Raw genomic sequence first — 23,443 nt, 5'->3', positions numbered from 1 at the left:
GCGCATTGAGCGCCTTTTTTATGCCTGTTATTCGCTATTTCAGGCGATATAACGACTTATTTTTTACTTTCTGCCGCTCGCTCTGCGCGCTGACGACGCAACTCTTTAGGATCGGCAATCAGCGGACGATAGATCTCAATACGATCACCCTCCTGAACCACATCATCCAGCTTCACTGGTCGACTGTAGACGCCGACTTTGTTGCTGGCGAGATCAATTTCCCGACGCAGTTCCAGCAGGCCTGACTTCAGGATGGCCTGCTCTACCGTGCTGCCCTGCTCCACTTTCACGTAAAGCTGATACTGCTTTTCAGGCAAGGCATAGACCACCTCGACGGAGATATCAGGCACGATAAACCTCTTTGGCACGCTGAGTGAAGGCCTGCACCATGCTGTTGGCCAGCTCTTTGAAGATACGTCCAAAGGCCATCTCTACCAGCATGTTGGTGAATTCGAACTCCAGGCTTAATTCAACCTTGCAGGCATCATCGCCCAGCGAGACGAACGTCCAGCCGCCAGTCAGTTTGCGGAACGGCCCATCAACCAGTTGCATATGGATGCTCTGGTTATCCGTCAGGGTATTGCGGGTGGTAAACGTTTTGCTGATGCCCGCTTTCGACACATCCACGGATGCCGTCATTTGATTATCAGACGCATCCAGCACGCGGCTTCCGGTACAACCCGGCAGGAATTGCGGATAGGCATCCACGTCATTTACAAGTTGGTACATCTGCCCGGCACTAAACGGGACCAGCGCCGAACGACTAATCTGAGCCATAATGGTTCCTGTTCATCACAAAACCGCTGAATAATAGCATTTTCAGCGATTAAACAAAAATGTCCCCGAGTGAGGGTGTGCTAGAATATCCCGTTTCCTGCTGCCCCGCTGGACTGGGGATGCGATAACCGACTAAGTGATGTAAAATACGCCGCACTATGACAAAGAAAAAAGCACACAAACCCGGTTCTGCCACTGTTGCCATGAACAAACGCGCCCGCCACGAGTACTTCATTGAAGAGGAGTATGAAGCGGGATTGTCGTTACAAGGATGGGAAGTTAAGTCACTTCGTGCCGGTAAAGCCAACATCAGCGACAGCTATATTCTGCTGCGCGATGGCGAAGCCTTTCTGTTCGGTTCAACCTTTCAACCCTTAGCCGTTGCCTCCAGCCACGTGGTCTGTGACCCAACGCGCAGCCGTAAGCTGCTGCTGAAGCAACGTGAACTCGACTCCCTGTATGGCCGCGTTAACCGCGAAGGCTACACCATCGTGGCACTGTCGCTGTACTGGAAGAATGCCTGGTGCAAACTGAAGATTGGTGTTGCACGCGGTAAGAAAGAGCACGACAAGCGCGACGATATCAAAGACCGCGAATGGCAGTTAGACAAAGCACGTATCATGAAGAATTCAAAGCGTTAAGCACTGGATTTTCATTTGTATTGTTGCTAGTATTTGAAGTTCTGGGGCTGATTCTGGACTCGACGGGATTGTGAAGCCTTAGGAGCATGCCGAGGGGCGGTTTGCCTCGTAAAAAGCCGCAAAAAAATAGTCGCAAACGACGAAAACTACGCTTTAGCAGCTTAATAACCTGCTCTTAGCCTTCTCTCCCTAGCTTCCGCTCTTAAGACGGGGATCAAGAGAAGTCAAACCCAAAAGAGATCGCGTGGATGCCTTGCCTGGGGTTGAAGCGTTAAATCCAATCAGGATAGTCTGTTAGTGGCGTGTCTGTTCGCAGCTAACCGGCGAATGTAAAAACTGACTAAGCATGTAGTGCCGACGGTGTAGTAATTTCGGACGCGGGTTCAACTCCCGCCAGCTCCACCAAATTCTTGGTTGAGGGTTACCAGAACCCTCATCGAAGTCCTGAGAGCCCGCAAGGTGAAAGCTTTGCGGGCTTTTTTGTGTCTGTAATCGGCTGAATAGCTCCAAACAAACTTGGTAATTGTGGAGCGGTGACGGTGCCCGCATCAATGCCATCATCGGCAGCATATTGAGCCGCAGGGTGATCCTGCACATGTCGGAGCCAATGAACTCTATATGGGGAATGTCAGTATCAGTACGCGTCAGGCCAGGCATTACCTCTACTACGACAGATTGACTGAATGGAAGCCAGCAGCCTCAAGAATCCGCTCATCATAAAAAGTCGCCGCATAGCATAACGAGGCTATTTTCAATTTCATTAGCACATTTGTTATATTCGTGGAGTTGCTCATCTAACAGGGACTGAAAATGGATACGGCCTTACTTAGTGCGCTGGACTCAGACGGCAAAACGAAATTTGAAAGTGCGGTGAACGCATTACAAGGCGATGTATCTGCGGCAGCAGCAAGGCTCTCGGTCGATCCCCGACTGCGTCTTGAGTACTCTAAACGCATTAAAGAAATGGCCGAGGATCTCAGAGCAAAAGCGAGTAGTGGCATTATTAGCTGGGATAAAGCTGCAATGGAGGCACAGGAAACCAGAAATCTGATAATGGATATGGTGCGCACCCGGAGTACGCCACTTGGCAGGGCAATGGCAGAAAGGATGAAGACTTCAGGCGTAACGCTTAATGAGTTAGTCGCCAAAAAAACTGCCGCTATGTTCGGGCCAAAGGCTAATTTTTACAGCTTATCTGAAACGCAAAAAAATCAGGTTTATGCCGCGATTATAGAGTCAGCGGGTAAATCAAATCCTCAGGTCAACCTGAGAATGATGAAACTATCCCGTGCAGCTAAAGGCTTGATAGTTCTTTCTATCGGGATATCAATGTATGAAATATATATGTCAGACAACAAAGCCTCAGAAACCGGCAGGCAGGTTGCTATTAACGGAGCTGGTATTGCGGGCGGTTGGGCTGGCGGTGCCTTTGCTGGTTTAATGTGTGGACCTGGCGCCCCCGTATGCGTGCTATTAGGCGGATTTGTCGGCGGTGCTTTAGCGGCGTGGGAAATGGGCAACTGGTGGAAATAGAAATGGAAGAAGTCACTACACTATCGCTGTCGGAAGTTAATGAGGCAACAGATACCGCCCAGGCTCGTTCCGAAGTTTTGATTGACGGCATCTCAACGGGAATTATCATCCCTGGAAAAGTGCTTGAGGGTGCGATAATAATTGATGAGCGCCGCTATCTTTTATTCATAACAGATGACGTTCTTTTTGAAGAGATGCTGACGCTCCTGCTGTTAGATCTCTCTCAGGGAATTTTAGAGAAACTGACTATTGGGGGTATCTATACTTCAGGTCATTTCGAGGCTTTGAAAGTTTCACCTCATTCTGCGAGCTTCCGCTTCATCGGTGATACCACGTGGACAGTAAAAGTATCAGCATCTCCAACGTTTAAACTCCCCTTTTCCGATCCTCCCGGAGTAAGCCGCACAATGGGATTGAGAAAATACATTGATATCAATGCTAACCCTGCACCAGCCAAAGCAGATGGTAGTCGATAGGGCAACCTGAAGACCCTTTTCCCTATTAGTTGATCAGGCGATAAGGCAGCGAACAAAACGGCATAGATGTAAGCTTAGGAATATTAGTTAAATGTGCGAATGCTGCCCGCATTATTGCTTAGCCAGTTAATCTCGCTACGTACTTAACCCGGTTAAGGACAACACTGTCAAACGTCGGAGAAAGCTTTTCACGACATATACGCAAGTTAATGAAACATAGCAGCTACGGGCTCACTTTTCGCAGGGCTGACTGCCAATTAGGATCTGCAAGTTCGGTAAACGCCGCACCGTGTGATCCAATTTACTTTTTGCCGCTGCCACATCATTTCAGCATTTTCTCCTGTTTATCCAGCGCCAGCTCCTTTCAACCACCTGTGAGAAATGAATAGCTTTCACTAACTTAATTTATGGCACTGAAATGGTTGGCTGCACCTGAAAAAAGCATACAATTATGCTGTTTGCCTTTTAAACACATAAGGTCACATTATGGATGATGGCATAAAGATCGCGATGTCCCCTGTTCAGCTTGCTGCCGCACTCTCTGATAAGACAGTGACAGAGGCGGAAACGATGAGTAACCGCCTTCTCGGAGGGCTAGGGCTTGTCATGGGTTCACTTGAGCTTGCAGGCGCCACCGCTCTGTGTATCGCACCTGAACCTACCGGATTAACAAAAGCAGGATGTGTAGTTGTCGGCGCACATAGTCTCGATAGCATTCACGCAGCTGCAAATCAGCTCATTGTGGGTAGAGACACTCGCACAGCAACATACGAGGCAGCAACAGCAATTGCTAAATCCTTTGGAGCAGATGAAGATACGGCGATGAAAATCGGACTGACTGTCGATATCGCTGTTCCACTAGGATTTGCACTTGGCATCGGCGCAAGTCGTGTAGCAGCAGTAAGAGCTGGCCGTATTAAACTTACTGAGCATGAGTCAGTAACAGGTTTGAAACCCGGCGGGCATACGCTTTCCACACATGTTGGCAAAAGCGATGCAGAACTATTATCCCGCTTTGAAGCCAATAAGCGTTTGCATTATTCCACTACCTTTACCAACGTGCAGATAGCCGAAGAAGCCATATCGAAAGCGATTTTTGCTAATCGGGACGTTATAAAATCGGTCCTTGGCGGAGGCAGACAGGGAGCCAGGTTAACTATTCGAAATGCATCTGGCAAAGCAATTGGCTACGGTTTCCGGCGCGGGAGTAACCAGCGAATAGTCATGACAAATGTGAGAATTGTTATCGAGTTTCAGCAATATAACGGCAAACCCTATTACATTCTCACAGCATTCCCGGATCTATAGGTACAAAATGCAAAAATTCCACTTCCTTGACCAACTTATTTTCGGTTATTTCAACCAGGACGCGGACATCATCAATGATGGCGAGGATACGGTCGAAGGCATAGTACGGCTATTCAAAAAGTCAGTACCAGACTGGATGCTCAAAGATCTCGCCGAAGAAGTTGATGATTTTATCTCCGCCTATGGTGACGGTGTCGAAGAGGAGTTCAGGAAACGATACGGGTTTGATTTTTCGCCTGAACTTTGGGAAACCACTGCTCATGAATTCCTGATGACAGTACGTCAGGTCTCGTCAGAGAAATGAGGTTTCCGGGAGGATATTTTCCTGGTTGATGGTTACCAGAACCATCATCGAAGTCCTGAGAGCCCGCAAGGTGAAAGCTTTGCGGGCTTTTTTGTGTCCTCAATTCGAACATTTCAAACGCCTGGTCATCTTTTTCCAATAACGCCTTTCGCTGCATCACCTCGAATATCAGAATGTACCCGATGGCCTTTCTGACTGGCAATCAACCATCTCCTACGCACCATCTCAGCGCACTCATTTTTTACACCTCATCACATTTATTCCGCCCGTAATTCAATTACTAATTGAATTTAATCATTTTTTTAAATTGGCACACATCCTGCTTTATCGCTTTACGTACATATCCGCGTATCGGGATGGTTTCGGAGAAGGAGCATTTGAAGGCAATGGTTTGAATAGGTGCGACGACAAAAAAGTGGTTAAGCAGAGCAAAGCGTAATTATGGAGACAGACAATGACCTCGATAAGTGAACCGGTAGTAATAGCGAAACATAGCAAGTGGGTACAGCTTCTGCTTGGATTACTTTGCATGGCAGCCATTTCCAGCCCGCAATATGTCTGGACGCTGTTGACCAAACCGATGATTGCTAAACTCGGCGTCGGGCTGGCGGAACTTCAGGTCACATTCTCGCTGCTGATTATTCTGCAGACCTTTTTCTCACCTTTTCAGGGTCGGCTGGTCGAGCGCTTTGGACCACGTCTGCTGATCTCCATCGGTACACTGATGGCGGGTTTCAGCTGGGTGATCGCCGCCCGGGTCAACAGCCTCACCTCACTGTATCTGGCCTACGGCTGCCTTGGCGGACTGGGTACGGGTATTGTTTACATCGGCGTGGTGGGGCTGGTGATGAAGTGGTTTCCACAGCAGCGCGGTTTTGCCGCCGGAACCGTGGCGGCGGGCTACGGCATGGGGGCCATTTTCACCACCTTCCCGATTTCTATTTCTCTTAATAGCTACGGGCTGGAACAGACGATGACGACATTTGGCCTCATCTTCGCCGCTGCGGGTCTTCTCGCCAGCCAGAACCTGAGACTGCCTGAAACCAGCAGGATGATACCGGTCAGCAAAACACCGTCTCCCGTGCTGGGCCAGCGCCAGTTTAAATCCGGGGAAATGCTGCGCCAGCCGCTGTTCTGGCTGATGTTCATGATGATGACCATGATGTCGACTTCAGGGCTGATGGTGACTTCGCAGATGGCGATTTTTGCCGAAGACTTCGGCATCAGCAAGGCGGTAATTTTCGGTATGGCCGCCCTGCCGCTTGCGCTGACCATTGATCGTTTTACTAACGGTTTAACGCGTCCCTTATTTGGTTTTATTTCTGACCGCTACGGCCGCGAAAATACCATGTTTATTGCCTTCGCGCTGGAAGGTGTAGCGATGACGCTGTGGCTTGCCTGCCGCGAAGATCCGTTGCTCTTCGTACTGCTTTCAGGCGTTGTGTTCTTTGGCTGGGGCGAAATCTTCTCACTGTTCCCCTCCACACTGACTGACACCTTTGGCAGTGAAAATGCTTCAGCGAACTATGGCTGGCTCTATATCTCGCAGGGTATCGGCGCAATTTTTGGTGGTCCGCTGGCGGCGCTGATGTATCAGCACACCCATAACTGGCACCTGGTCTTTGGCTGCGCGATTACCTTCGACTTCATCACCGCTGGTCTGGCGTTGTGGGTTCTCAAGCCCTGGCGTGCGCGATTTATGCAGGCGCAAGATACTCTTTCACGCTGATTATCAGGTAGTGAATAAAGCGCTTAAAACAGCGTCCCCCGACTGCGTGTATTGCCATTGAAAAGGCTTCGCCTGTCAGAACTCCGGGCGCATCGTTAAGACTCTGTTCGATAGCGGAGACAGTGACCATCCGCTGATCTTCATTCTCTTCTCTCCGTGAATTAAAACGCCCCGGCAGTCGGGGCAAAGTCCCTTTTATTTTGTCCAGTAAGTGCCGGTCGGTTCGACGGCAAGGAACGGTTTATAGCGTTGTTTTTGTGTTTGCTACGCATCGGGAGCGGCAAACTTCTGCGGATAAAACCCCCTGGCGAAGAACTGCACGGCCAGCACGTTACAGGAGGAATGGAACCAGATGCCAAAACTGCGACCGGCTTCAGCGTGCTGATGCCTTTACGCGCAAGCAGCGGCTTCAGGCTGGCACTCGCCTGTTCTGCAGTAGTCTGCGCGCCCAGCACTTAACCGGCGGGTAGCGGACGACCGCTTTCGGCTTCCTGGCGCCACCGCCGACCGGATAGACATCCGACTGCGCGTCGATAACTTTGTCCAGATTCACCAGCCCGAGCACGCCCGGCAGATCGATTAAATCCCGCATATTAACGTTACCGTCTGAGCGACAGTATTCATGGGCTGAAGACGCCTGAGCCATGGCCATTTTGTTGTTCACCACGCCACACTAAGCGCCATATTAAGACATTGCTGCTCTGCGCCTGCACCAAAAAAGTGCTTTAACCCTTGCACTATCACGGCGTTGCACCGTTCCGCTTCTTCTGAGGCTGGCACACTTTATGCTTGGATAGAGTGACAGCCTTTAACGTCTGCGAGGTGACGATGCTGAATATCAATCTCTCCGCTTCACCCTTTTTTGATGAGATGCTTCTGGCTGAAGGTGAACACCGTGACCACTACGCCGCCTACTGGCAATGGCTGCAGCAGGCCGATCACCAGGCGGTACAGCGCAAGCGTGAAGAAGCCGCCCTCCTGTTTCACCGGGTAGGAATTACCTTCAATGTCTACGATGACGACAATGGCGCTGAACGGTTGATCCCGTTCGACAGCGTGCCCCGTATTATCCCGGCTGCCGAGTGGGCCATGCTCGATGCCGGTATTCGTCAGCGTGTGCAGGCGCTCAATGCCTTTCTCTACGATATCTACCATGAACAACACATTCTGAAAGCGGGCGTCATTCCGGCAGAACAGGTTCTGGCTAACGAACAGTATCAGCCCTGCATGCAGGGTGTTGATCTCCACCGTAACATCTACGCACACATTATCGGCGTGGATATGGTGCGCAACAGTGATGGCGAATATTACGTCCTGGAAGATAACCTGCGTACCCCCTCCGGCGTCTCCTATATGCTGGAGAACCGTAAGATGATGATGCGGCTCTATCCGGAACTGTTTGCACAGCAACGCATTGCTCCCGTAGAACGCTATCCGTCGCATCTGCTGCAAACGCTGCGCGAAAGCTCGCCCGTCAACGATCCCACCGTGGTGGTATTAACCCCAGGCCGCTTTAACAGCGCTTACTTCGAACACAGCTTCCTGGCCCAGCAAATGGGCGTTGAGCTGGTGGAAAGCGCCGATTTGTTTGTGAAGGACGGCATGCTGTTTATGCGCACGACCGCCGGGCCATGCAGAGTACATGTGATCTATCGTCGGGTTGACGACGCCTTCCTCGATCCGCTGGCATTCCGCCCGGACTCCATGCTCGGCGTACCAGGACTGCTGTCAGTTTATCGGGCTGGCAATGTTGTCCTGGCCAATGCCATCGGCACGGGCGTGGCTGATGACAAATCTATCTACCCCTACGTACCGGATATGGTGCGCTTTTATCTGCAGGAAGAACCGATCCTCAACAACGTACCAACCTGGCAGTGCAGACATAAAAATGAGCTGTCGTATGTGCTGGCCAACCTCGAAAAAATGGTGGTGAAAGAAGTTCATGGCGCTGGGGGCTACGGCATGTTGATTGGCCCTGCCGCGAGCAAAGCTGAGCTTGCCCACTTCCGTGACCTGTTGCTGGCGCGCCCGCAGAATTACATCGCGCAAAACACGCTGGCATTGTCCACCTGTCCCACGTTTGTCAACGACGGCCTGGCACCACGTCATATCGATCTCCGGCCCTTTGCGCTCAGTGGTGCAGAGATCCGACTGGTTCCCGGCGGGCTTACCCGCGTCGCGTTGACGGAAGGATCGCTGGTCGTCAATTCATCACAGGGCGGCGGAACCAAGGACACCTGGGTACTGGAGGATGATCTATGCTGAGCCGGACAGCCAGTGAACTCTATTGGATGGCCCGCTATCTGGAGCGGGCAGAAAATATCGCCCGGGTGCTGGACGTCACCAACAAGCTGTCGATGATGCCAATCCGTAACGGGGGTACGCATGATCTGCTGGTACCGCTCAATCTGACCAGCACCAGCGGGCTGTATGCTGAGACCTACCCGACACTGACAATGCCCAATCTGGTCAGTTTTTTCGCCCTGGATAACCGGAATCACAGCAGCATCTTCAGTTGCCTGCAGATGGGCTGGAACAACGCGCATGCGGTGCGTGGCAGCCTGTCATCCGAAGTCTGGGAATGTATCAATGCCACCTGGATCGGGATGAAATCGATTCGCCGTCAGGGCATCGGCTCAGACGGTGCCGACGCCTTCTTTGACTGGGTGAAAGAGCGCTCTCATCTGTTCCGCGGTGCCATGTTCGGTACCCTGCTCCGCAGCGATGCGATGCACTTTATCCGCCTGGGGACGCTGCTGGAGCGGGCTGATGGCACCGCCCGTCTGCTGGAGGTGAAAAACCGACTGATGGACATTGACGACGACCCGGTGCGCGAATATTACCGCATGGACACACTGCTGCAGGCAGTAAGTGCGCGCGAAGCCTACCATAGTATTTATAAGCAGCCCCTGAGCCGGGAGACCATCGCCGAACTGATGATCCTGCGCAACGAGCTGCCGCGTTCGTTGCTGGCGTGTATCAACGATATGGTTCAGCAACTGGAGCTGATTGGGGGCCGTGCAAATCCGCCACGCCGCCTGGCGCACATCCTGCACGCCGAGCTGCGTTTCAGTTCCATGAAAGACCTGAACAGAATCGGGCTGAACAATTGGCTGGAAGCCTTTCTCGCTCAGGTCAACGAGATCGCCGAAAGTATTCATCACACGTATCTGGAGGCGCAATGAAACTTAGCATTGAGCACAACACGCACTATCGCTACGACCAGGCAGTGCAACGGAGTATTCAGTACCTGCGTCTGACGCCTCAGGAATCGCCTCATCAACGCATACTTTCCTGGCAACTGACCTTGCCGGAGAAGGCGGTCTGCACCACGGATGCCTTCGGCAACATCATGCATGTGCTGACACTCGATGAACCGCATGAGTCCATCACCATTCAGGCACATGGCGTGGTAGAGATTGAACACGGCATTGAAGATCAGGCTCAGGGACATCTATCGCCGCTGGTTTTCCTGCGCCACAGTCCGCTGACCCAGCCCGATGCGGCGATTCGGGCGTTTGCCCTGCGTTATCATCAGCCTCAGGCGATGCTGGCCGCCCTGGAAAACCTGATGGGAGACCTGCTGCTCAGGATGCCTTACACCCCAGGTTCTACCCTGGTGACCGACAGTGCCGCTGAGGCTTTCGCCGCCCGTACCGGCGTCTGCCAGGATCATACGCATGTCTTTCTGAGCTGCTGTCGTAGCCTGAATATACCGGCACGCTACGTCAGCGGTTACCTGCACAGCAAAGATTCTACCCATGTCGCGACCCATGCCTGGGCCGAAGTCTGGGTGGAAGACCGCTGGCACTGCTTTGACGTCACCAACAATACTCGCATGCCTGATCAACATCTTAAGCTTGCCGTCGGCATTGATTACCTGGATGCCTGTCCGGTGCGCGGTTTACGGATTGGCGGTGGATACGAAGATATGTGCGCGATTGCTGCCGTACAAATGATGTAAATCGCGACTTGCTGATGGTGAAAACTTCATGCACGCTGATGGCGTGCAAATCTTTTTTTGAAGGAAGTATGGTATGACCTATTGTGTGGCCATGCGCCTGTCATCCGGGCTGGTCTTTGCATCCGATTCACGGACTAATGCTGGCGTGGATCATATTTCCACCTTCCGTAAACTGCACGTGTTTCATCAGGACGGCGACCGTACGCTGGTGCTTCAGACTGCCGGTAATCTGGCGACCACGCAAAGTATCATCAGCTTGCTGCGACACCGCAGCAGGAATGCCGATTGTCCCAATCTGCTGAATGTCTCCAGCCTCTATGAGGCCGCGTCGCTGATAGGCGCAACGGTTCGTGAGGTGATCCAGCGTGACAGTGAGGCGCAACAGAATGGCAGCACGACAGACTTCAGTTGCAACCTGCTGCTCGGCGGGCAAATCAACGGGGATGATATTGGCCTGTTCCATATTTACCCACAGGGTAATTTCATCGAAGCCACCCGCGATACGCCCTATTTCCAGATTGGTGAAAGCAAGTACGGCAAACCGATTATTGACCGGGTGCTGCACTACGACATGTCTCTGGATCAGGCGATGCAATGCGCGCTGATTTCACTGGATTCGACCCTGCGCAGTAATCTGTCCGTCGGCCTGCCGCTCGACGTGATGATCTACCCTTGTGACAGCTACAGCGATGCCCGGCAATACCGCATTACCGAAGACCATCCGTACTTCAGTACTATCCGTAAAGGCTGGGGAGAAGGCTTAGTCAACACCTTCAGACAGCTTCCGCCGCTGGTTCTCTAGTCAGAATCGGGCATCCTGTTCTCCTTTACAGCCCCAACCTAAACACGAAATAATACCTCCACAAGCCGGGTCAGAATCCGGTCGCTACTAATTCTCAACTCTGCGGATCCCCTTATGAATAACGAAATTTCTCTCAAATATTATGATGTCGCAGATGAGTACGCGACGGAGGCGGCTAAGCCGGTCAGCGAAGCAGAGCGTACTCCGCTAGCGCATTACTTCCAGCTGCTTATTACCCGTCTGATGAACAACGAAGAGATCAGTGAAGAGTCTCAGCAGGATATGGCGCGCGAAGCGGGTATCGATGAGCAGCGTATTGATGATATCGCCGAGTTCCTGAACCGCTGGGGCAACGAGTAAGAGATACGCACCGGCAGACGAGCGTTGCGCAGTCCGCCGGTTAACCTTTCTGACTACCGCATTCACCTCCGCGTCGGGCATCCGCCCCAGCCTCTTGCCCGGCCGTAAATTATCATCCAGACTTATATAGTCTGCGCAGGCATTGTGTTTTACACTGCGCGCTGTAAAAAACTGAGTAGATTAAGCAGGCAAAAATGGCGATGAACGGAACGATCACAACCTGGTTTGAAGATAAAGGTTTTGGCTTTATCAAAGATGAAAACGGTGATAACCGCTATTTTCATGTGATTAAAGTCGCCAATCCTGATCTGATTAAGAAAGATGCGGCGGTGACATTTGAACCCACCACCAACAACAAAGGCTTATCCGCCTATGCGGTGAAGGTCGCGCCGACCAGCAAATACATCTATATCGCAGGTGAGCGGCTGAAGATCACTTCGATTAAGTCTTACCTGGTTTACAACGAAGACGTCCCGGTTGATGCTGGTGTCGATAAAGAGAACGCGGTGCTTTCAGTAGGCCTGTTGCTGAATAATATCCGTCCGAAGTCTGACCCGAACGCCAGTGAGATGCGCTCGCTGAAAAAGCTGGCGGTGACCACTTTCCAGGGAACGACGCTGATCTTCTCCGAAGATGAGATCGACATCGAAAGCACGGTTAAAGTGCTTAAAGGTCTGAAGTAATCCCGCAGGCAGGCCGGGATTCTGTGAGCAGGATTTCGGCCTTTATGCCCGCATCCGCCTGCTATTCAGGCACATCTCTCTGACATGATGCTGCCCGATGCCGTGAAAAAGCGAATCTCTGGCAGATAAAACCGCCCTGCTCTCCCGCCTAATCCGTTGTTTATGATAAAACAAAGGTCAAAAGCGCAACGCATCAAGGTTCATCCCCACAACGCATCTTTCTAGGGTAGAATCAGATACTTTGTTCAGTCATTGCCAATGTTTTCCATCATCGCAAAGTGATACGAAAAGCGGGTGAAATAAGGTATAAAGCCGCATGAAAATCCCAAACAGAATCCAGCCCCTGGTCGATGACGGCCTCATTGACGATGTGCTGCAGCGGCTGAAAAGCGGCAAAGAAGCAGACGTCTATACCGTGCTTTGCGGCGGTAAAGTGCAGTGCGCCAAAGTTTATAAAGAAGCGACCCAGCGTAGCTTCAAGCAGGCGGTGCAGTATCAGGAAGGACGTAAAACCCGCAACAGCCGTAACGCCCGCGCCATGCAGAAAGGCACGAAGTTTGGCCGTAAGCAGCAGGAGGAGTCCTGGCAGACTGCCGAAGTAGACGCCCTGTTCCGCCTGGCTAATGCCGGTGTTCGCGTGCCCCAGCCTTATCTCTGCATTGACGGCGTGTTACTGATGGAGCTGGTGACCGACGCCAATGGCTCTGTCGCGCCGCGCCTCAGCGACGTCACGCTCTCCGAAGAGGAGGCGATCACCGACTTCCACACCATGATTCGCAACATCGTGCGTATGCTCTGTGCCGGTATCGTCCATGGTGACTTATCCGAGTTCAACGTACTGCTGGACGATCAGGGCCCGGTGATTATTGACCTGCCACAGGCGGTCGATGCGGCAGCCAATAACCATGCTGAGTCGATGTTCGAACGTGACGTAGACAACATTACCTCCTACTACGGTCAGTTCGCTCCGGCGCTGCTGAAGACGCGCTATGCCAAAGAGATCTGGCAACTTTATGAAGATGGCAAGCTGACCCCGGAAACGCCGCTGACCGGACAGTTTGTTGAAGAGGAGCGCGTGGTGGATATGGATTCGCTGATGGATGAGATCATCACCGCAGAAGATGAATACTACGAGCGCCAGCGCGCCAGCCGTGAGCGCGACGAAGATTAGAAAAAAGGCAGCGAGCTACCTCGCTGCCTCTGTACTATCGCACTATCACAATCCTTTCATCTAACGATGACCGTCAGCGCAATCAGAGTTAAGCCGATGATCATCACGCCGACAAATACCGTATCAAGCCTGCCTTTTTTCATCTTTGCCTCCCTAGAACCACTGACCAAACCGACGGATATAGAAACGTTTCATGCCCTGCGCCACCAGACAGTAGCTGAACAGCGTCAGCACCAGCCACGGGAAATATTGCCATGGCAGCGGCACCAGACCGACCATCGCACCCAGCGGAGAGAATGGAATCAGGATGCCCAGCGCCATTACCGCCAGCGTGGTCAGCATCACCGGTAAGGTGGCACGACTCTGGATAAACGGAATCCTCCGGGTACGCAGCATATGTACCACCAGCGTCTGTGACAGCAGTCCCTCGATAAACCAGCCAGACTGGAACAGCGATTGCACGCCTGCATGGTTAGCGCTGAAAACGAACCACATCAGCGCAAAGGTGGTCACGTCAAAAATTGATGACGTCGGACCCATCCAAAGCATGAAGCGTTTAATGTTGCCGGCATCCCATTTACGCGGCTTATTCAGAAACTCACGGTCAACCTTATCCCACGGCAGCGCCAGCTGGGAGACGTCATACATCAGGTTCTGAATCAGCAGATGAATCGACAGCATCGGCAGAAACGGAATAAAGGCACTGGCCACCAGCAGCGAGAACACGTTGCCGAAGTTGGAGCTGGCGGTCATGTTGAGATACTTGATGATGTTGCCGAAGGTCTCGCGTCCTTTGAGTACCCCCTCATTCAGCACCTGAAGATCTTTCTCCAGCAGGATGATGTCCGATGAGGCTTTCGCCACATCCGCCGCGCTGTCCACAGAAATACCGGTGTCAGCCGCACGCAGTGCAGGCGCGTCATTGATACCATCGCCGAGGAATCCCACGGTGTGACCGTTCTGCTGCATCAGCCGTACCAGACGTGATTTCTGCAACGGCGTCAGCTGGGCAAACAGGGTGCAGCGCTCTGCTTCCAGTGCCAGCTCATCATCGTTCATCGCCTCAATCTGATCGCCGGTCAGCATGGCCGGATCGGTCAGCCCGACATCGGCACAGACCCGCAGCGTCACCAGCGGATTGTCACCGGTCAGCACTTTCACCGTTACACCACTGTCGCGCAGGGCTTTAATCGCCTTACCGGCACTGGCTTTTGGTGGATCGCGGAAGGTCAGCATGCCCTGAATAACCAGATCGCGCTCATCACTGTCGCTGAGCGGCGCGTGCAGCTCGCCATCACGGGTTGCCACCAGCAGCACGCGATAACCCTGCTGATGATAGCGTTCGGTCTGCGCCAGCAACGCCGCACGCTGTGCCGCATCCAGTGCAACGACCGCATCACCCTGCCGCACGGCAACGCTGACTGCCAGCATCTCTTCAACTGCGCCTTTGCAGATCAGATGCGAGCGATGCTGAGTCAGATCTTCCACCAGCACCGACACACGACGGCGGGTAAAATCAAACGGCAGCTCATCAACCAGCTGATACTGGCTGCGCTGAGTCTGTGAAATGACTTTATCGCCTGCGCAGAGCACGGCGCGATCCATCAGGTTTTTTGCGCCACTCTGGCTGCCACTGTTAAGCCAGGCCAGCAGCAGGACCTGCTCATCTTCACTGCCCTGCGCATCCAGATGATGCGCCAGCAGGATAGTGTCCTGGGTCAGCGTGCCGGTTTTATCGGTGCAGAGCACATCCATCGCGCCAAGGTTCTGAATGGCATTGAGCTTTTTGACGATCACTTTGCGCCGGGACATCGCAATGGCGCCTTTGGCCAGATTAGCGCTGACAATCATCGGCAGCATTTCCGGGGTCAGCCCGACCGCGACCGCCAGAGCAAACAGCGTGGCATCCATCCAGTCCCCTTTGGTGAAGCCGTTAATCAGCAGCACCACCGGAACCATCACCAGCATAAAGCGGATCAGCAGTTTACTGACGCTGTTCACCCCACGGTCAAACGCAGTCTGTGGACGACTTCCGGTCAGCGATGAGGCCAGTGAACCAAACCAGGTTTCGCCTCCGGTCGCAACGACGACGGCGCTGGCTGTGCCGCTGGCCACGCTGGTGCCCATCAGGCAGATGTTCGGTGACGCCAGCAGCTCCTGGGCAGTCTGCTCTTCAGCATCAATACCCGCATCGCTGCTGTGTTTTTCAACCGGCAGCGACTCGCCAGTCAGCACCGCTTCACTGATAAACAGATTACGTGAGCTCAGCAGGCGCACATCGGCAGGCACCTGATCGCCGGTGCTGAGCAGAATAATGTCGCCCGGCACCAGCTCACTCATATCCACATCCTGACGCTGCGCGGTTTCACTGCCCGATTCCCGCCGCAGCACGGTGACCTGGCTGCGAACCAGTGACTGCAGCGCCTGCGCGGCACGGTTGGTCCGAAACTCCTGCCAGAAGCGCAGCAGCCCGCTCAGCATCACCATAGTGCAGATGATGATGACGCCTGAGAGATCGGTCTCCTGACCGGCGCGCAGCGGCAATATATAGTCGGTAAAGAAGCTCACCAGCGCCAGGACCAGCAGGACGTAGATAAACGGGTTATTAAACGCCATCAGCAGCTGAATCAGCGTCGGTGGTGCTTTCTCATGTGCCACTTCATTGCGGCCATACAGAGCCAGTCGTTTCGCCGCTTCAGCCTGAGTCAGACCCTGACGCTGACTGCGCAGGTTCGCCAGCGTCATCTCGACGTGCTGGCCTGCCTGCTGTGCGACAGCAAATATTTTTTTACTTTTTTTATCGTTACGGTTGCCGGATGAGGTGATCGCAACCTGTTCCAGTTTCATGTCGCTCATTTCGACATCTCCCTGATTTAAAGCAATAGTTGTCCTGCACGCAAAATAAGGTGCATGGATAAAACCTGGCGTGGCCGGGTTATTTAATAAGGTGACCTTTGGAAATAATGACGTTATTCCGCCTGCGTGAAAAATAATGACGCGCGCAGGGTGACGTAACGCCTGTTAAGCGCTGCGTTTTAAAGGTCTGATATCGGCGTTCGGGCGCAGCCTGAGCTACGCCAGTCGGGGTGGAGGAAAAAGGGCTAAGATAAACAGCAGCATAACGTGCACTCCTGTAGCTGACAGGATTAAAAACAAGGAGCGCGATCGTTAATTAAAGCGGGGATCGCTGCTCGCCGGTTGGCAAGCAGCAGAGAAAATTCAGCTTGCCAGAATTAAAATTAATCTAGGGTGACTGTCCAACTGAATTCTCCTGAAGTTATTTACCGCTATTATAGAGAGAGGAATATTGGGGTAAAGCGATTCAGAAATAAATAACCGCTTCGTTGAGGATTTGTTTCTGCTCAGGTTGCCGCTTCGGTAACAACATGGCGATCTTCTTATAACCACAACCTAACACTTATAACCTTTTGGCATATGTTTAGCCTATATTAGACTATTCTTCGCATCGGCCCTTTCGTAAACTCGCGTAACTTTTTAGAGGCAAGGAAATTTCATGAAAACTATAATTCCATCACTGCTGGCGCTGACGCTGGCTGCCGCCTTCACAGCACAGGCCGCAACACCAAAAGATACGCTGGTGATTGCCCAATCTACCGACGACGCCGACAGCTTCGACCCGGCCAAAGGGTTTGAACTGACCAGCGTTCAGGCTTTTACGAATATCTATCAGCGTCTGGTACAGTCTGACCCGCAGAATCCGGTGGACCTGAAACCGACACTGGCCACTTCGTGGCAGCCCGGCAGCGATAACCGCAGCCTGACCTTTGAACTGCGCAAAGATGCGAAATTCTCCACCGGTAACCCGCTGCGTCCGGAAGATGTGATCTTCTCGCTGGGCCGCGTGGTGAAACTGAACCTCGATCCCTCTTTCATCCTGACGCAGCTCGGCTGGACCAAAGATAACGTCGATGGCTTCCTGAAGAAGGTTGACGACAATCATGTACAGATCAGCTGGACCGCTAACGTCAGCCCGACTTACGTACTGAGCCTGCTCTCTGCGCCGGTCTCGTCCATTGTCGATGAAAAAACGGCGATGGCGAATGCGAAGAACGGCGACTTCGGTAACGCCTGGCTGGCAACCCACTCAGCGGGCAGTGGTCCGTATCAGATCCGCAAAGTGGTGATGCATCAGGTGGTGCTGCTCAGCGCCAACCCGACCTCACCGGCGGGCGCACCAAAAATGAAGAACATCCTGATCAAGAACGTACCGGAACCGGCGGCGCGTCGTCTGCTACTGGAACAGGGTGATGCCGATATCGCCCGTAACCTGGGTGCCGATCAGATTGCTGCGCTAAACGGCAAACCTGGCGTGAAGACAGAAGCGATTCCAATGGCGTCGCTCTACTACATCCAGTTCAACATTGGCGCGAACGACACGATGAAGAACCCGGCCTTCTGGGAAGCGGCACGCTACCTGTGGGATTACAAAGGTATTGCCAACGAGCTGCTGAAAGGTCAGTTCGACGTGCATCAGAGCTTCCTGCCTAAGGGCTTCCTGGGCGCAATCAACGACACGCCTTACAGCTACGACCCGGAAAAAGCCAAAGCGATTCTGAAGAAAGCGGGCCTGAGCAACGTCACCTTCAAGCTTTCCACCAGCAACCAGCCGCCTTATCTGGATATTGCGCAGGCGCTGCAGGGCAGTTTCGCCAAAGCTGGCGTGAAAGTGGAAGTGGTGCCGGGCCTGAGCTCCGAAGTCTCAACCAACGTGAAAGCGCATAAATATGAAGCGACGCTGAATGCCTGGGGCTCCGACTACTTCGATCCCAACACTAACGCCGCCTCATTTGCTTACAACCCGGAAGATGGCAGTAAAACCATCGCTTACCGTTCAGACTGGCATATTCCTGAGCTGAACAAGCAGGTGATTGCGGCGACGGCGGAAAGCGATCCGAAGAAACGCATCGCGCTGTATGAAGCGATGCAGCGTGAAGTGATGAAGAACTCCCCTTACGTGATTGGCATGCAGGCGAAGAACCTTATTGCTCTGCGCGACAACCTGAAAGGCTATGTCCAGGGCATTAACCCTGACATGGTGTATTACTCGCAGGTCACTAAGTAATGGCACAGTCTGTTTCTTCAGCCGGGTTCGCCCGGCTTTTTTGGCAGCGTGGCGGACGGCTGATCGGTAGCGTGTTGTCGCTGCTGGTCACGCTGCTTGGCCTGCTCGCCTTCACCTTTATGCTGTCGCATCTCTCGCCGATTGACCCGGTGCAGCAGATTGCCGGCGATCACGCCAGTGAAGCAACCTATCAACAGGTGCGTCACGACCTGGGGCTCGACCAGCCGGTGCTGATGCAGTTCTGGCGCTACATCGAACATCTGGCGCAGGGCGATCTGGGCGTCTCCCGTCTGACCAATCAGTCAGTGAGTGGCGACCTGATGACCACCTTCCCCGCCACCATTGAGCTGGCGACCTGCGCGATGATCTTCGCGGTGGTGTTCGGCGTCACGCTGGCGCTGCTGGCGGCGTGGAAACCGGGCAGCTGGATCGACAACCTCGCCCGCTTTATCTCGCTGCTGGGCTACTCGGTGCCGGTGTTCTGGCTCGGCCTGCTGGGCCTGCTGCTCTTTTATGCGGTGCTGCACTGGTCCGCCGGACCGGGACGGCTGGATGATATCTGGGTTTATACCCTGGAGCCGAAGACCGGCTTTGTGCTGATCGACAGCTGGCTGTCGGGTGAACCGGAGATGTTCCGCAATGCGATTGCGCACCTCTGGCTGCCGGTGGTGATCCTCGGCCTGCTGGCGATGGCGGGCATTACCCGCCTGCTGCGTGCTGCGCTGCTGGAAGAGAGCAGCAAAGAGTATGTGGTGCTGGCGCGTGCCAAAGGCGCGGGTCGGGTTCGCATTCTGCTGCGCCATATCTTCCCTAACGTGCTGGGCACGCTGGTCACGGTCATCGCCCTCTCCTACGCCACCCTGCTGGAGGGTTCGGTACTGACCGAAACCGTCTTCGCCTGGCCGGGTGTGGGTCGCTACATGACCAATGCGCTGTTCTCCGGCGATGTGCCGGCGATTCTGGGCTCCACCCTGTTGATCGGCAGCTGCTTTATTCTGATTAACGCCCTGGCGGATGTTTTAACCTGGTTAACCGATCCGAGAACCCGATGACGCAACAACTCTCTGAACTCGAAACGCTGCGACCACGCCGTCGCCGTCAACGTGTGACCTCGTTAACCGTTGGGCTGACGCTGGTGGCGATTCTTATCCTGATGGCGCTGCTGGCACCGCTGATTGCGCCATTCGATCCGAATATGCAGACCATGTCGAGCCGTCTGCTGGCACCGTCGGCGCAGCACTGGTTTGGCACCGACGGCTTTGGCCGCGATCTGCTGTCGCGCGTGATTTACGGCGCACGTCCTACGCTGCTGCTGGTGTCGCTGATTCTGGTGCTGACCATTCCGGCCGGGCTGCTGATCGGCATCACCGCCGGTTACGTTGGCGGCTGGACCGAACGCCTGCTGATGCGCATTACCGATATCTTTCTGTCGCTGCCGAACCTGGTGATCGCGCTGGCGCTGGTGGCGATTCTCGGCCCTGGCCTGATGAATGGGGCGCTGGCGCTGGCGCTGACCAGCTGGCCGCCGTTTGCCCGTCAGGCGCGCGCTGAAACGCTGGCACTGCGCCGCAGCGACTACCTTGCCGCTGCGCGGATGCAGGGGATTACGGGCTTTCGCCTGATGTTTGGTCATATCCTGCCGCTCTGTATGCCGACAGCGGTCGTCCGCGCCGCGCTGAGCCTGGGCGGGATTATCCTGGCCGCGGCCGGTCTTGGCTTCCTCGGCATGGGCGTTCAGCCGCCGACGGCGGAATGGGGTTCAATGGTCGCCGAAGGCAGTAAAGTGATCTTCGATCAGTGGTGGGTTGCTGCCGCACCGGGCGCAGCCATTTTGTTTGCCAGCCTGGCCTTTAACCTGACAGGCGATGGCCTGCGCGACCGACTGGATACCCGTCATGCAAAATAATCTGCTCCATGCCGAAGGGCTGACCATTCGCAGCGATGATGCGCTGCTGGTCGATAACATCAGTTTTTCCGTGGGCCGCGAGCGTGTGGCGCTGGTCGGTGAGTCCGGTTCCGGCAAGTCACTCACTGCCCGCAGCCTGATGGGCTTGCTCTCGCCCGCGCTGCATCTGCAGGCCAGCCAGCTGCAGGTGGCCGGTGAGAATGTGCTGACGCTGAGTGAGCGCCACTGGAACCAGCTGCGCGGTAACCGCGTGGCGATGGTGATGCAGGACCCGAAATATGCCCTTAACCCGACGCGCACCATTGGCTGGCAGGTAGAAGAGCCGCTGATCCTGCATCGCCGTCTGAGTCGTGCCGAGCGCAAAGAGAAGGTGTGCGAGATGCTGGATGCGGTCGGCCTGCCTGATCCGCGTCGTCTGATGCAGCACTATCCGCATCAGCTCTCTGGTGGTATGGGCCAGCGTGTGATGCTGGCGATCGCGCTGATCACCGATCCGGACTTCCTGATCGCCGATGAACCGACCTCCGCGCTGGATCACGCCATGCGCGATCAGGTGCTGGCGCTGATCCGCGGCCTGGTGGAGGCGCGCAACATGGGTCTGCTCCTGATCAGCCATGATTTGCAGCAGGTCTCGGAACATTGCGAGCGGGTGATGGTGATGTACAAAGGCCGGTTGCTGGATACGCTGCCCGCCGCCGATCTGCCGCGCGCGACCCATCCCTATACCCGCACGCTGTGGGCCTGCCGCCCGGGCAAAGCGACTCACGGCCAGGCTTTACCGGTGCTGGATCGCGCTGCGCTGGAGGCGAATTATGATTGAGTTACACAATCTCAGCGTCGCCCACAAACAGGGTTACGAACTGCGCACCGTGGTGCATGAGGTCAACCTGAAGGTTAACGCTGGCGAGTGTTTTGGTCTGGTAGGACCTTCAGGCTGCGGCAAGTCGTCGCTGCTGTGGGTGCTGGCAGGTCTCAATCCACACTGGCAGGGCCAGATGCAGCTTGCCGGTCACGAGGTTCAGCCGGGCAAAGCCTTTACCGGCGCACTGCGTCAGGAAGTGCAGATGGTGTTTCAGGATCCTTATGCCTCGCTGCATCCACGTCACCGCCTGCGTCGCACGCTGGCGGAGCCGCTGAAGCTGCTGAAACGCGACAATATCAACGATCGTATCGATCAGGGCTTCCGTCACGTCGGACTCGATCCTGCGCTGGCAGATCGCTATCCGCATCAGCTCTCCGGCGGTCAGCGTCAGCGCGTCGCTATCGTGCGTGCCCTGCTGCTGCAGCCGAAGATCCTGCTGCTGGATGAGCCGACGTCGGCGCTGGATATGTCAGTGCAGGCCGAGATCCTTAATCTGCTCAACGATCTGAAACGACAGGATGGTCTGACGATGGTGCTGGTCAGCCACGATCCCGATGTTATCGATCACATGTGCGATCGCGCGGTGCGTATGGCGCAGGGTCGCATCATCGAACAGATCTCTGCCTGAAACCAAGCCGGATGGCGTTCACCTGCCGTCCGGCGCTATTGTTTTCTCCCGCCTGTCTTAACACGCCTCTATGCCCGCCGTTAACCTCTCTTCTCCCCTGCCGGAACGGCGCACTGTTCGCTGAAGCCAGCAACCGTATGCGACTGCGCAAATCGCAGCACCAGGCTGATGCGGTATACTCGCCGCAGTTTCTTTAAAAAAGGAGTCAGGTAATGACGGTAAAACTGCGTCCGCTGGAGCGGGAAGATCTGCACTTTGTCCATCAGTTGGATAACAACGCCAGCGTGATGCGCTACTGGTTCGAGGAGCCTTATGAGGCGTTTGTAGAGCTGTCCGATCTCTATAATAAACACATTCACGATCAGACCGAGCGCCGCTTTGTGGTGGAGCACAGCGGGCAGAAAGCGGGATTAGTGGAACTGGTCGAGATTAACCATGTGCACCGGCGCGCTGAGTTTCAGATCATTATCGATCCGGCCCATCAGGGCAAAGGGCTGGCCACGCAGGCGGCAAAGCTGGCGATGGATTACGGCTTTTCGGTGCTGAATCTTTATAAGCTCTACCTGATTGTCGATCAGGAAAACGAAAAAGCGATCCACATCTACACCAAGCTCGGCTTCGAGATCGAAGGCGTGCTTAAGCATGAGTTTTTCATTAACGGGGAGTACCGCAACACCATCCGCATGTGCATTTTCCAGCATCAGTATCTGGAACGCCATAAAACGCCAGGCGGAATGGTGAAGCCAACCGCGCAGTAATCAGCCGCGCGCGCCAACCGGGTTCATAAAGGGACGCGGATGTTCCGGCTTGAGGTCGTACATGCCGCCATAGAAAGGATCGACCAGCAGCCAGCCGGGGAATCCACCCAGCGGAATGTTGCCCAGCAGATACCAGAGGTTAGCGCGCGCCTCAATCGGCACCGTGACCGGCACGTAGCCCGGGCTTTCCAGCATCAGCAGGTAGTGCTTTTTACCGAAGTAGCGACCGGTCGATTTAGCCAGCTCAACGGTCTGCGGCGTGAAACCCTGCGCCACTGCATAGCCACGCTCATCCTGCACGGTAAAGCGCGCGCCCTGCGGCAGAGAGTCGATGCGTACCATCTGGGTTTCAGTGCCGACAATGGTGGCACAGCCGCTAAGCAGCAGCGCGGCGGCCAGAGCCAGAATTCGCTGTTTCATGAAGGGGTCCACAGAGTGATCAATGATCAGAGTGTAGA

25 protein-coding genes and 1 other RNA gene are annotated in these 23,443 nt (G+C 54.3%); 20 read left to right on the top strand and 6 right to left on the bottom strand.

The features are described from left to right. Positions 1 to 56: 56 nt before the first annotated feature. Positions 57 to 350: an RnfH family protein gene (locus IBT54_RS15115; protein WP_013358773.1), complete on the bottom strand. Its 294-nt coding sequence runs from the start codon at positions 348 to 350 to the stop codon at positions 57 to 59. Beyond that, entirely contained in the window at positions 343 to 777 is a 435-nt protein-coding gene (locus IBT54_RS15110) for a type II toxin-antitoxin system RatA family toxin (RefSeq protein ID WP_013358774.1), read from the bottom strand. The genes IBT54_RS15115 and IBT54_RS15110 overlap by 8 nt, the downstream gene beginning before the upstream one ends. Before the next feature lie 158 nt (positions 778 to 935). Here IBT54_RS15110 and smpB point away from each other — a divergent pair, with 158 nt between their 5' ends. The 7 genes from smpB to oxlT all read left to right on the top strand — a co-directional run bounded on the left by smpB (position 936) and on the right by oxlT (position 6,768). Next, positions 936 to 1,418, top strand: a complete 483-nt coding sequence (gene smpB, locus IBT54_RS15105) for an SsrA-binding protein SmpB (RefSeq protein ID WP_010257694.1) — start codon at positions 936 to 938, stop codon at positions 1,416 to 1,418. 43 nt (positions 1,419 to 1,461) lie between these two features. Further along, positions 1,462 to 1,823: a transfer-messenger RNA gene (ssrA, locus tag IBT54_RS15100) on the top strand. A 405-nt stretch (positions 1,824 to 2,228) separates the two neighbouring features. Then, positions 2,229 to 2,951: a hypothetical protein gene (locus tag IBT54_RS15095; RefSeq protein WP_201252404.1), complete on the top strand. Its 723-nt coding sequence runs from the start codon at positions 2,229 to 2,231 to the stop codon at positions 2,949 to 2,951. 2 nt (positions 2,952 to 2,953) lie between these two features. After that, the gene (locus IBT54_RS15090; RefSeq protein ID WP_095706784.1) at positions 2,954 to 3,427 is read left to right on the top strand and encodes a hypothetical protein; all 474 of its coding nucleotides are present in this window, start codon (positions 2,954 to 2,956) and stop codon (positions 3,425 to 3,427) included. 486 nt (positions 3,428 to 3,913) lie between these two features. Further along, a complete protein-coding gene (locus IBT54_RS15085) occupies positions 3,914 to 4,735 on the top strand; it encodes an RNase A-like domain-containing protein (protein ID WP_201252403.1) in 822 nt (273 codons plus the stop codon). A 7-nt stretch (positions 4,736 to 4,742) separates the two neighbouring features. Beyond that, positions 4,743 to 5,039, top strand: a complete 297-nt coding sequence (locus IBT54_RS15080; protein ID WP_095706782.1) for a contact-dependent growth inhibition system immunity protein — start codon at positions 4,743 to 4,745, stop codon at positions 5,037 to 5,039. 454 nt (positions 5,040 to 5,493) lie between these two features. After that, complete coding sequence (gene oxlT / locus IBT54_RS15075) at positions 5,494 to 6,768, top strand: oxalate/formate MFS antiporter (protein WP_201252402.1); 1,275 nt, start codon at positions 5,494 to 5,496, stop codon at positions 6,766 to 6,768. Positions 6,769 to 7,177: 409 nt separating this feature from the next. Here the strand turns inward: oxlT and IBT54_RS15070 are convergent, their stop codons facing one another. Then, positions 7,178 to 7,432 (bottom strand): hypothetical protein, encoded by a 255-nt coding sequence (locus IBT54_RS15070; RefSeq protein ID WP_236263266.1) that lies wholly within the window; start codon positions 7,430 to 7,432, stop codon positions 7,178 to 7,180. Positions 7,433 to 7,596: 164 nt separating this feature from the next. On the opposite strand from IBT54_RS15070, the gene IBT54_RS15065 reads away from it, so the two are divergent. From IBT54_RS15065 to IBT54_RS15035, 7 genes are all read left to right on the top strand, one after another. Continuing rightward, the gene (locus IBT54_RS15065; protein WP_013358778.1) at positions 7,597 to 9,033 is read left to right on the top strand and encodes a circularly permuted type 2 ATP-grasp protein; all 1,437 of its coding nucleotides are present in this window, start codon (positions 7,597 to 7,599) and stop codon (positions 9,031 to 9,033) included. Then, a complete protein-coding gene (locus tag IBT54_RS15060) occupies positions 9,027 to 9,953 on the top strand; it encodes an alpha-E domain-containing protein (protein ID WP_013358779.1) in 927 nt (308 codons plus the stop codon). The genes IBT54_RS15065 and IBT54_RS15060 overlap by 7 nt, the downstream gene beginning before the upstream one ends. Beyond that, positions 9,950 to 10,732: a transglutaminase family protein gene (locus tag IBT54_RS15055; protein ID WP_095706780.1), complete on the top strand. Its 783-nt coding sequence runs from the start codon at positions 9,950 to 9,952 to the stop codon at positions 10,730 to 10,732. The genes IBT54_RS15060 and IBT54_RS15055 overlap by 4 nt, the downstream gene beginning before the upstream one ends. A 73-nt stretch (positions 10,733 to 10,805) precedes the next feature. Further along, positions 10,806 to 11,534 (top strand): proteasome-type protease, encoded by a 729-nt coding sequence (locus tag IBT54_RS15050; RefSeq protein ID WP_201252400.1) that lies wholly within the window; start codon positions 10,806 to 10,808, stop codon positions 11,532 to 11,534. Positions 11,535 to 11,648: 114 nt separating this feature from the next. Further along, a complete protein-coding gene (locus IBT54_RS15045) occupies positions 11,649 to 11,894 on the top strand; it encodes a YmjA family protein (RefSeq protein WP_033783932.1) in 246 nt (81 codons plus the stop codon). 194 nt (positions 11,895 to 12,088) lie between these two features. Next, complete coding sequence (locus tag IBT54_RS15040; RefSeq protein ID WP_013358783.1) at positions 12,089 to 12,577, top strand: cold-shock protein; 489 nt, start codon at positions 12,089 to 12,091, stop codon at positions 12,575 to 12,577. A 316-nt stretch (positions 12,578 to 12,893) separates the two neighbouring features. Further along, the gene (locus IBT54_RS15035) at positions 12,894 to 13,748 is read left to right on the top strand and encodes a PA4780 family RIO1-like protein kinase (RefSeq protein WP_013358784.1); all 855 of its coding nucleotides are present in this window, start codon (positions 12,894 to 12,896) and stop codon (positions 13,746 to 13,748) included. Between the two features lie 56 nt (positions 13,749 to 13,804). On the opposite strand, the gene mgtU is transcribed toward IBT54_RS15035, so the two are convergent. After that, positions 13,805 to 13,891 (bottom strand): magnesium transporter protection protein MgtU, encoded by an 87-nt coding sequence (gene mgtU, locus IBT54_RS25480; protein ID WP_368656836.1) that lies wholly within the window; start codon positions 13,889 to 13,891, stop codon positions 13,805 to 13,807. A 10-nt stretch (positions 13,892 to 13,901) separates the two neighbouring features. Next, on the bottom strand, positions 13,902 to 16,604 hold the full coding sequence (gene mgtA, locus IBT54_RS15030; RefSeq protein ID WP_201252399.1) for a magnesium-translocating P-type ATPase: 2,703 nt from the start codon (positions 16,602 to 16,604) through the stop codon (positions 13,902 to 13,904). A gap of 658 nt (positions 16,605 to 17,262) precedes the next feature. Between mgtA and IBT54_RS15025 the strand changes: the two genes are divergently transcribed. The 6 genes from IBT54_RS15025 (at position 17,263) to speG (ending at position 22,985) form a co-directional block, all read left to right on the top strand. After that, positions 17,263 to 18,831 (top strand): ABC transporter substrate-binding protein, encoded by a 1,569-nt coding sequence (locus IBT54_RS15025; protein ID WP_201252398.1) that lies wholly within the window; start codon positions 17,263 to 17,265, stop codon positions 18,829 to 18,831. After that, positions 18,831 to 19,883, top strand: coding sequence for an ABC transporter permease (locus IBT54_RS15020; protein ID WP_110330788.1), 1,053 nt, complete (start codon positions 18,831 to 18,833; stop codon positions 19,881 to 19,883). Before IBT54_RS15025 ends, IBT54_RS15020 begins: the two co-directional genes overlap by 1 nt. Further along, entirely contained in the window at positions 19,880 to 20,737 is an 858-nt protein-coding gene (locus IBT54_RS15015) for an ABC transporter permease (protein ID WP_033733571.1), read from the top strand. The genes IBT54_RS15020 and IBT54_RS15015 overlap by 4 nt, the downstream gene beginning before the upstream one ends. Continuing rightward, a complete protein-coding gene (locus IBT54_RS15010; RefSeq protein WP_061063185.1) occupies positions 20,727 to 21,557 on the top strand; it encodes an ABC transporter ATP-binding protein in 831 nt (276 codons plus the stop codon). The genes IBT54_RS15015 and IBT54_RS15010 overlap by 11 nt, the downstream gene beginning before the upstream one ends. Beyond that, positions 21,550 to 22,227 carry an ABC transporter ATP-binding protein gene (locus tag IBT54_RS15005; RefSeq protein WP_013358790.1) on the top strand — a complete coding sequence of 226 codons (678 nt, stop codon included), beginning with the start codon at positions 21,550 to 21,552 and terminating at the stop codon, positions 22,225 to 22,227. Before IBT54_RS15010 ends, IBT54_RS15005 begins: the two co-directional genes overlap by 8 nt. A 212-nt stretch (positions 22,228 to 22,439) precedes the next feature. Beyond that, positions 22,440 to 22,985, top strand: a complete 546-nt coding sequence (speG, locus tag IBT54_RS15000; RefSeq protein ID WP_003850356.1) for a spermidine N1-acetyltransferase — start codon at positions 22,440 to 22,442, stop codon at positions 22,983 to 22,985. Here the strand turns inward: speG and IBT54_RS14995 are convergent, their stop codons facing one another. After that, positions 22,986 to 23,405, bottom strand: coding sequence for a hypothetical protein (locus tag IBT54_RS14995; RefSeq protein WP_003850357.1), 420 nt, complete (start codon positions 23,403 to 23,405; stop codon positions 22,986 to 22,988). Positions 23,406 to 23,443: the final 38 nt, after the last annotated feature.

The sequence above is a fragment of the Pantoea sp. S62 genome (assembly GCF_016658625.1).
Lineage (GTDB): Bacteria > Pseudomonadota > Gammaproteobacteria > Enterobacterales > Enterobacteriaceae > Pantoea > Pantoea vagans.
The sequence above is the reverse complement of the archived record's forward strand: the minus strand, read 5'-3'. Positions and strand labels throughout refer to the sequence as shown.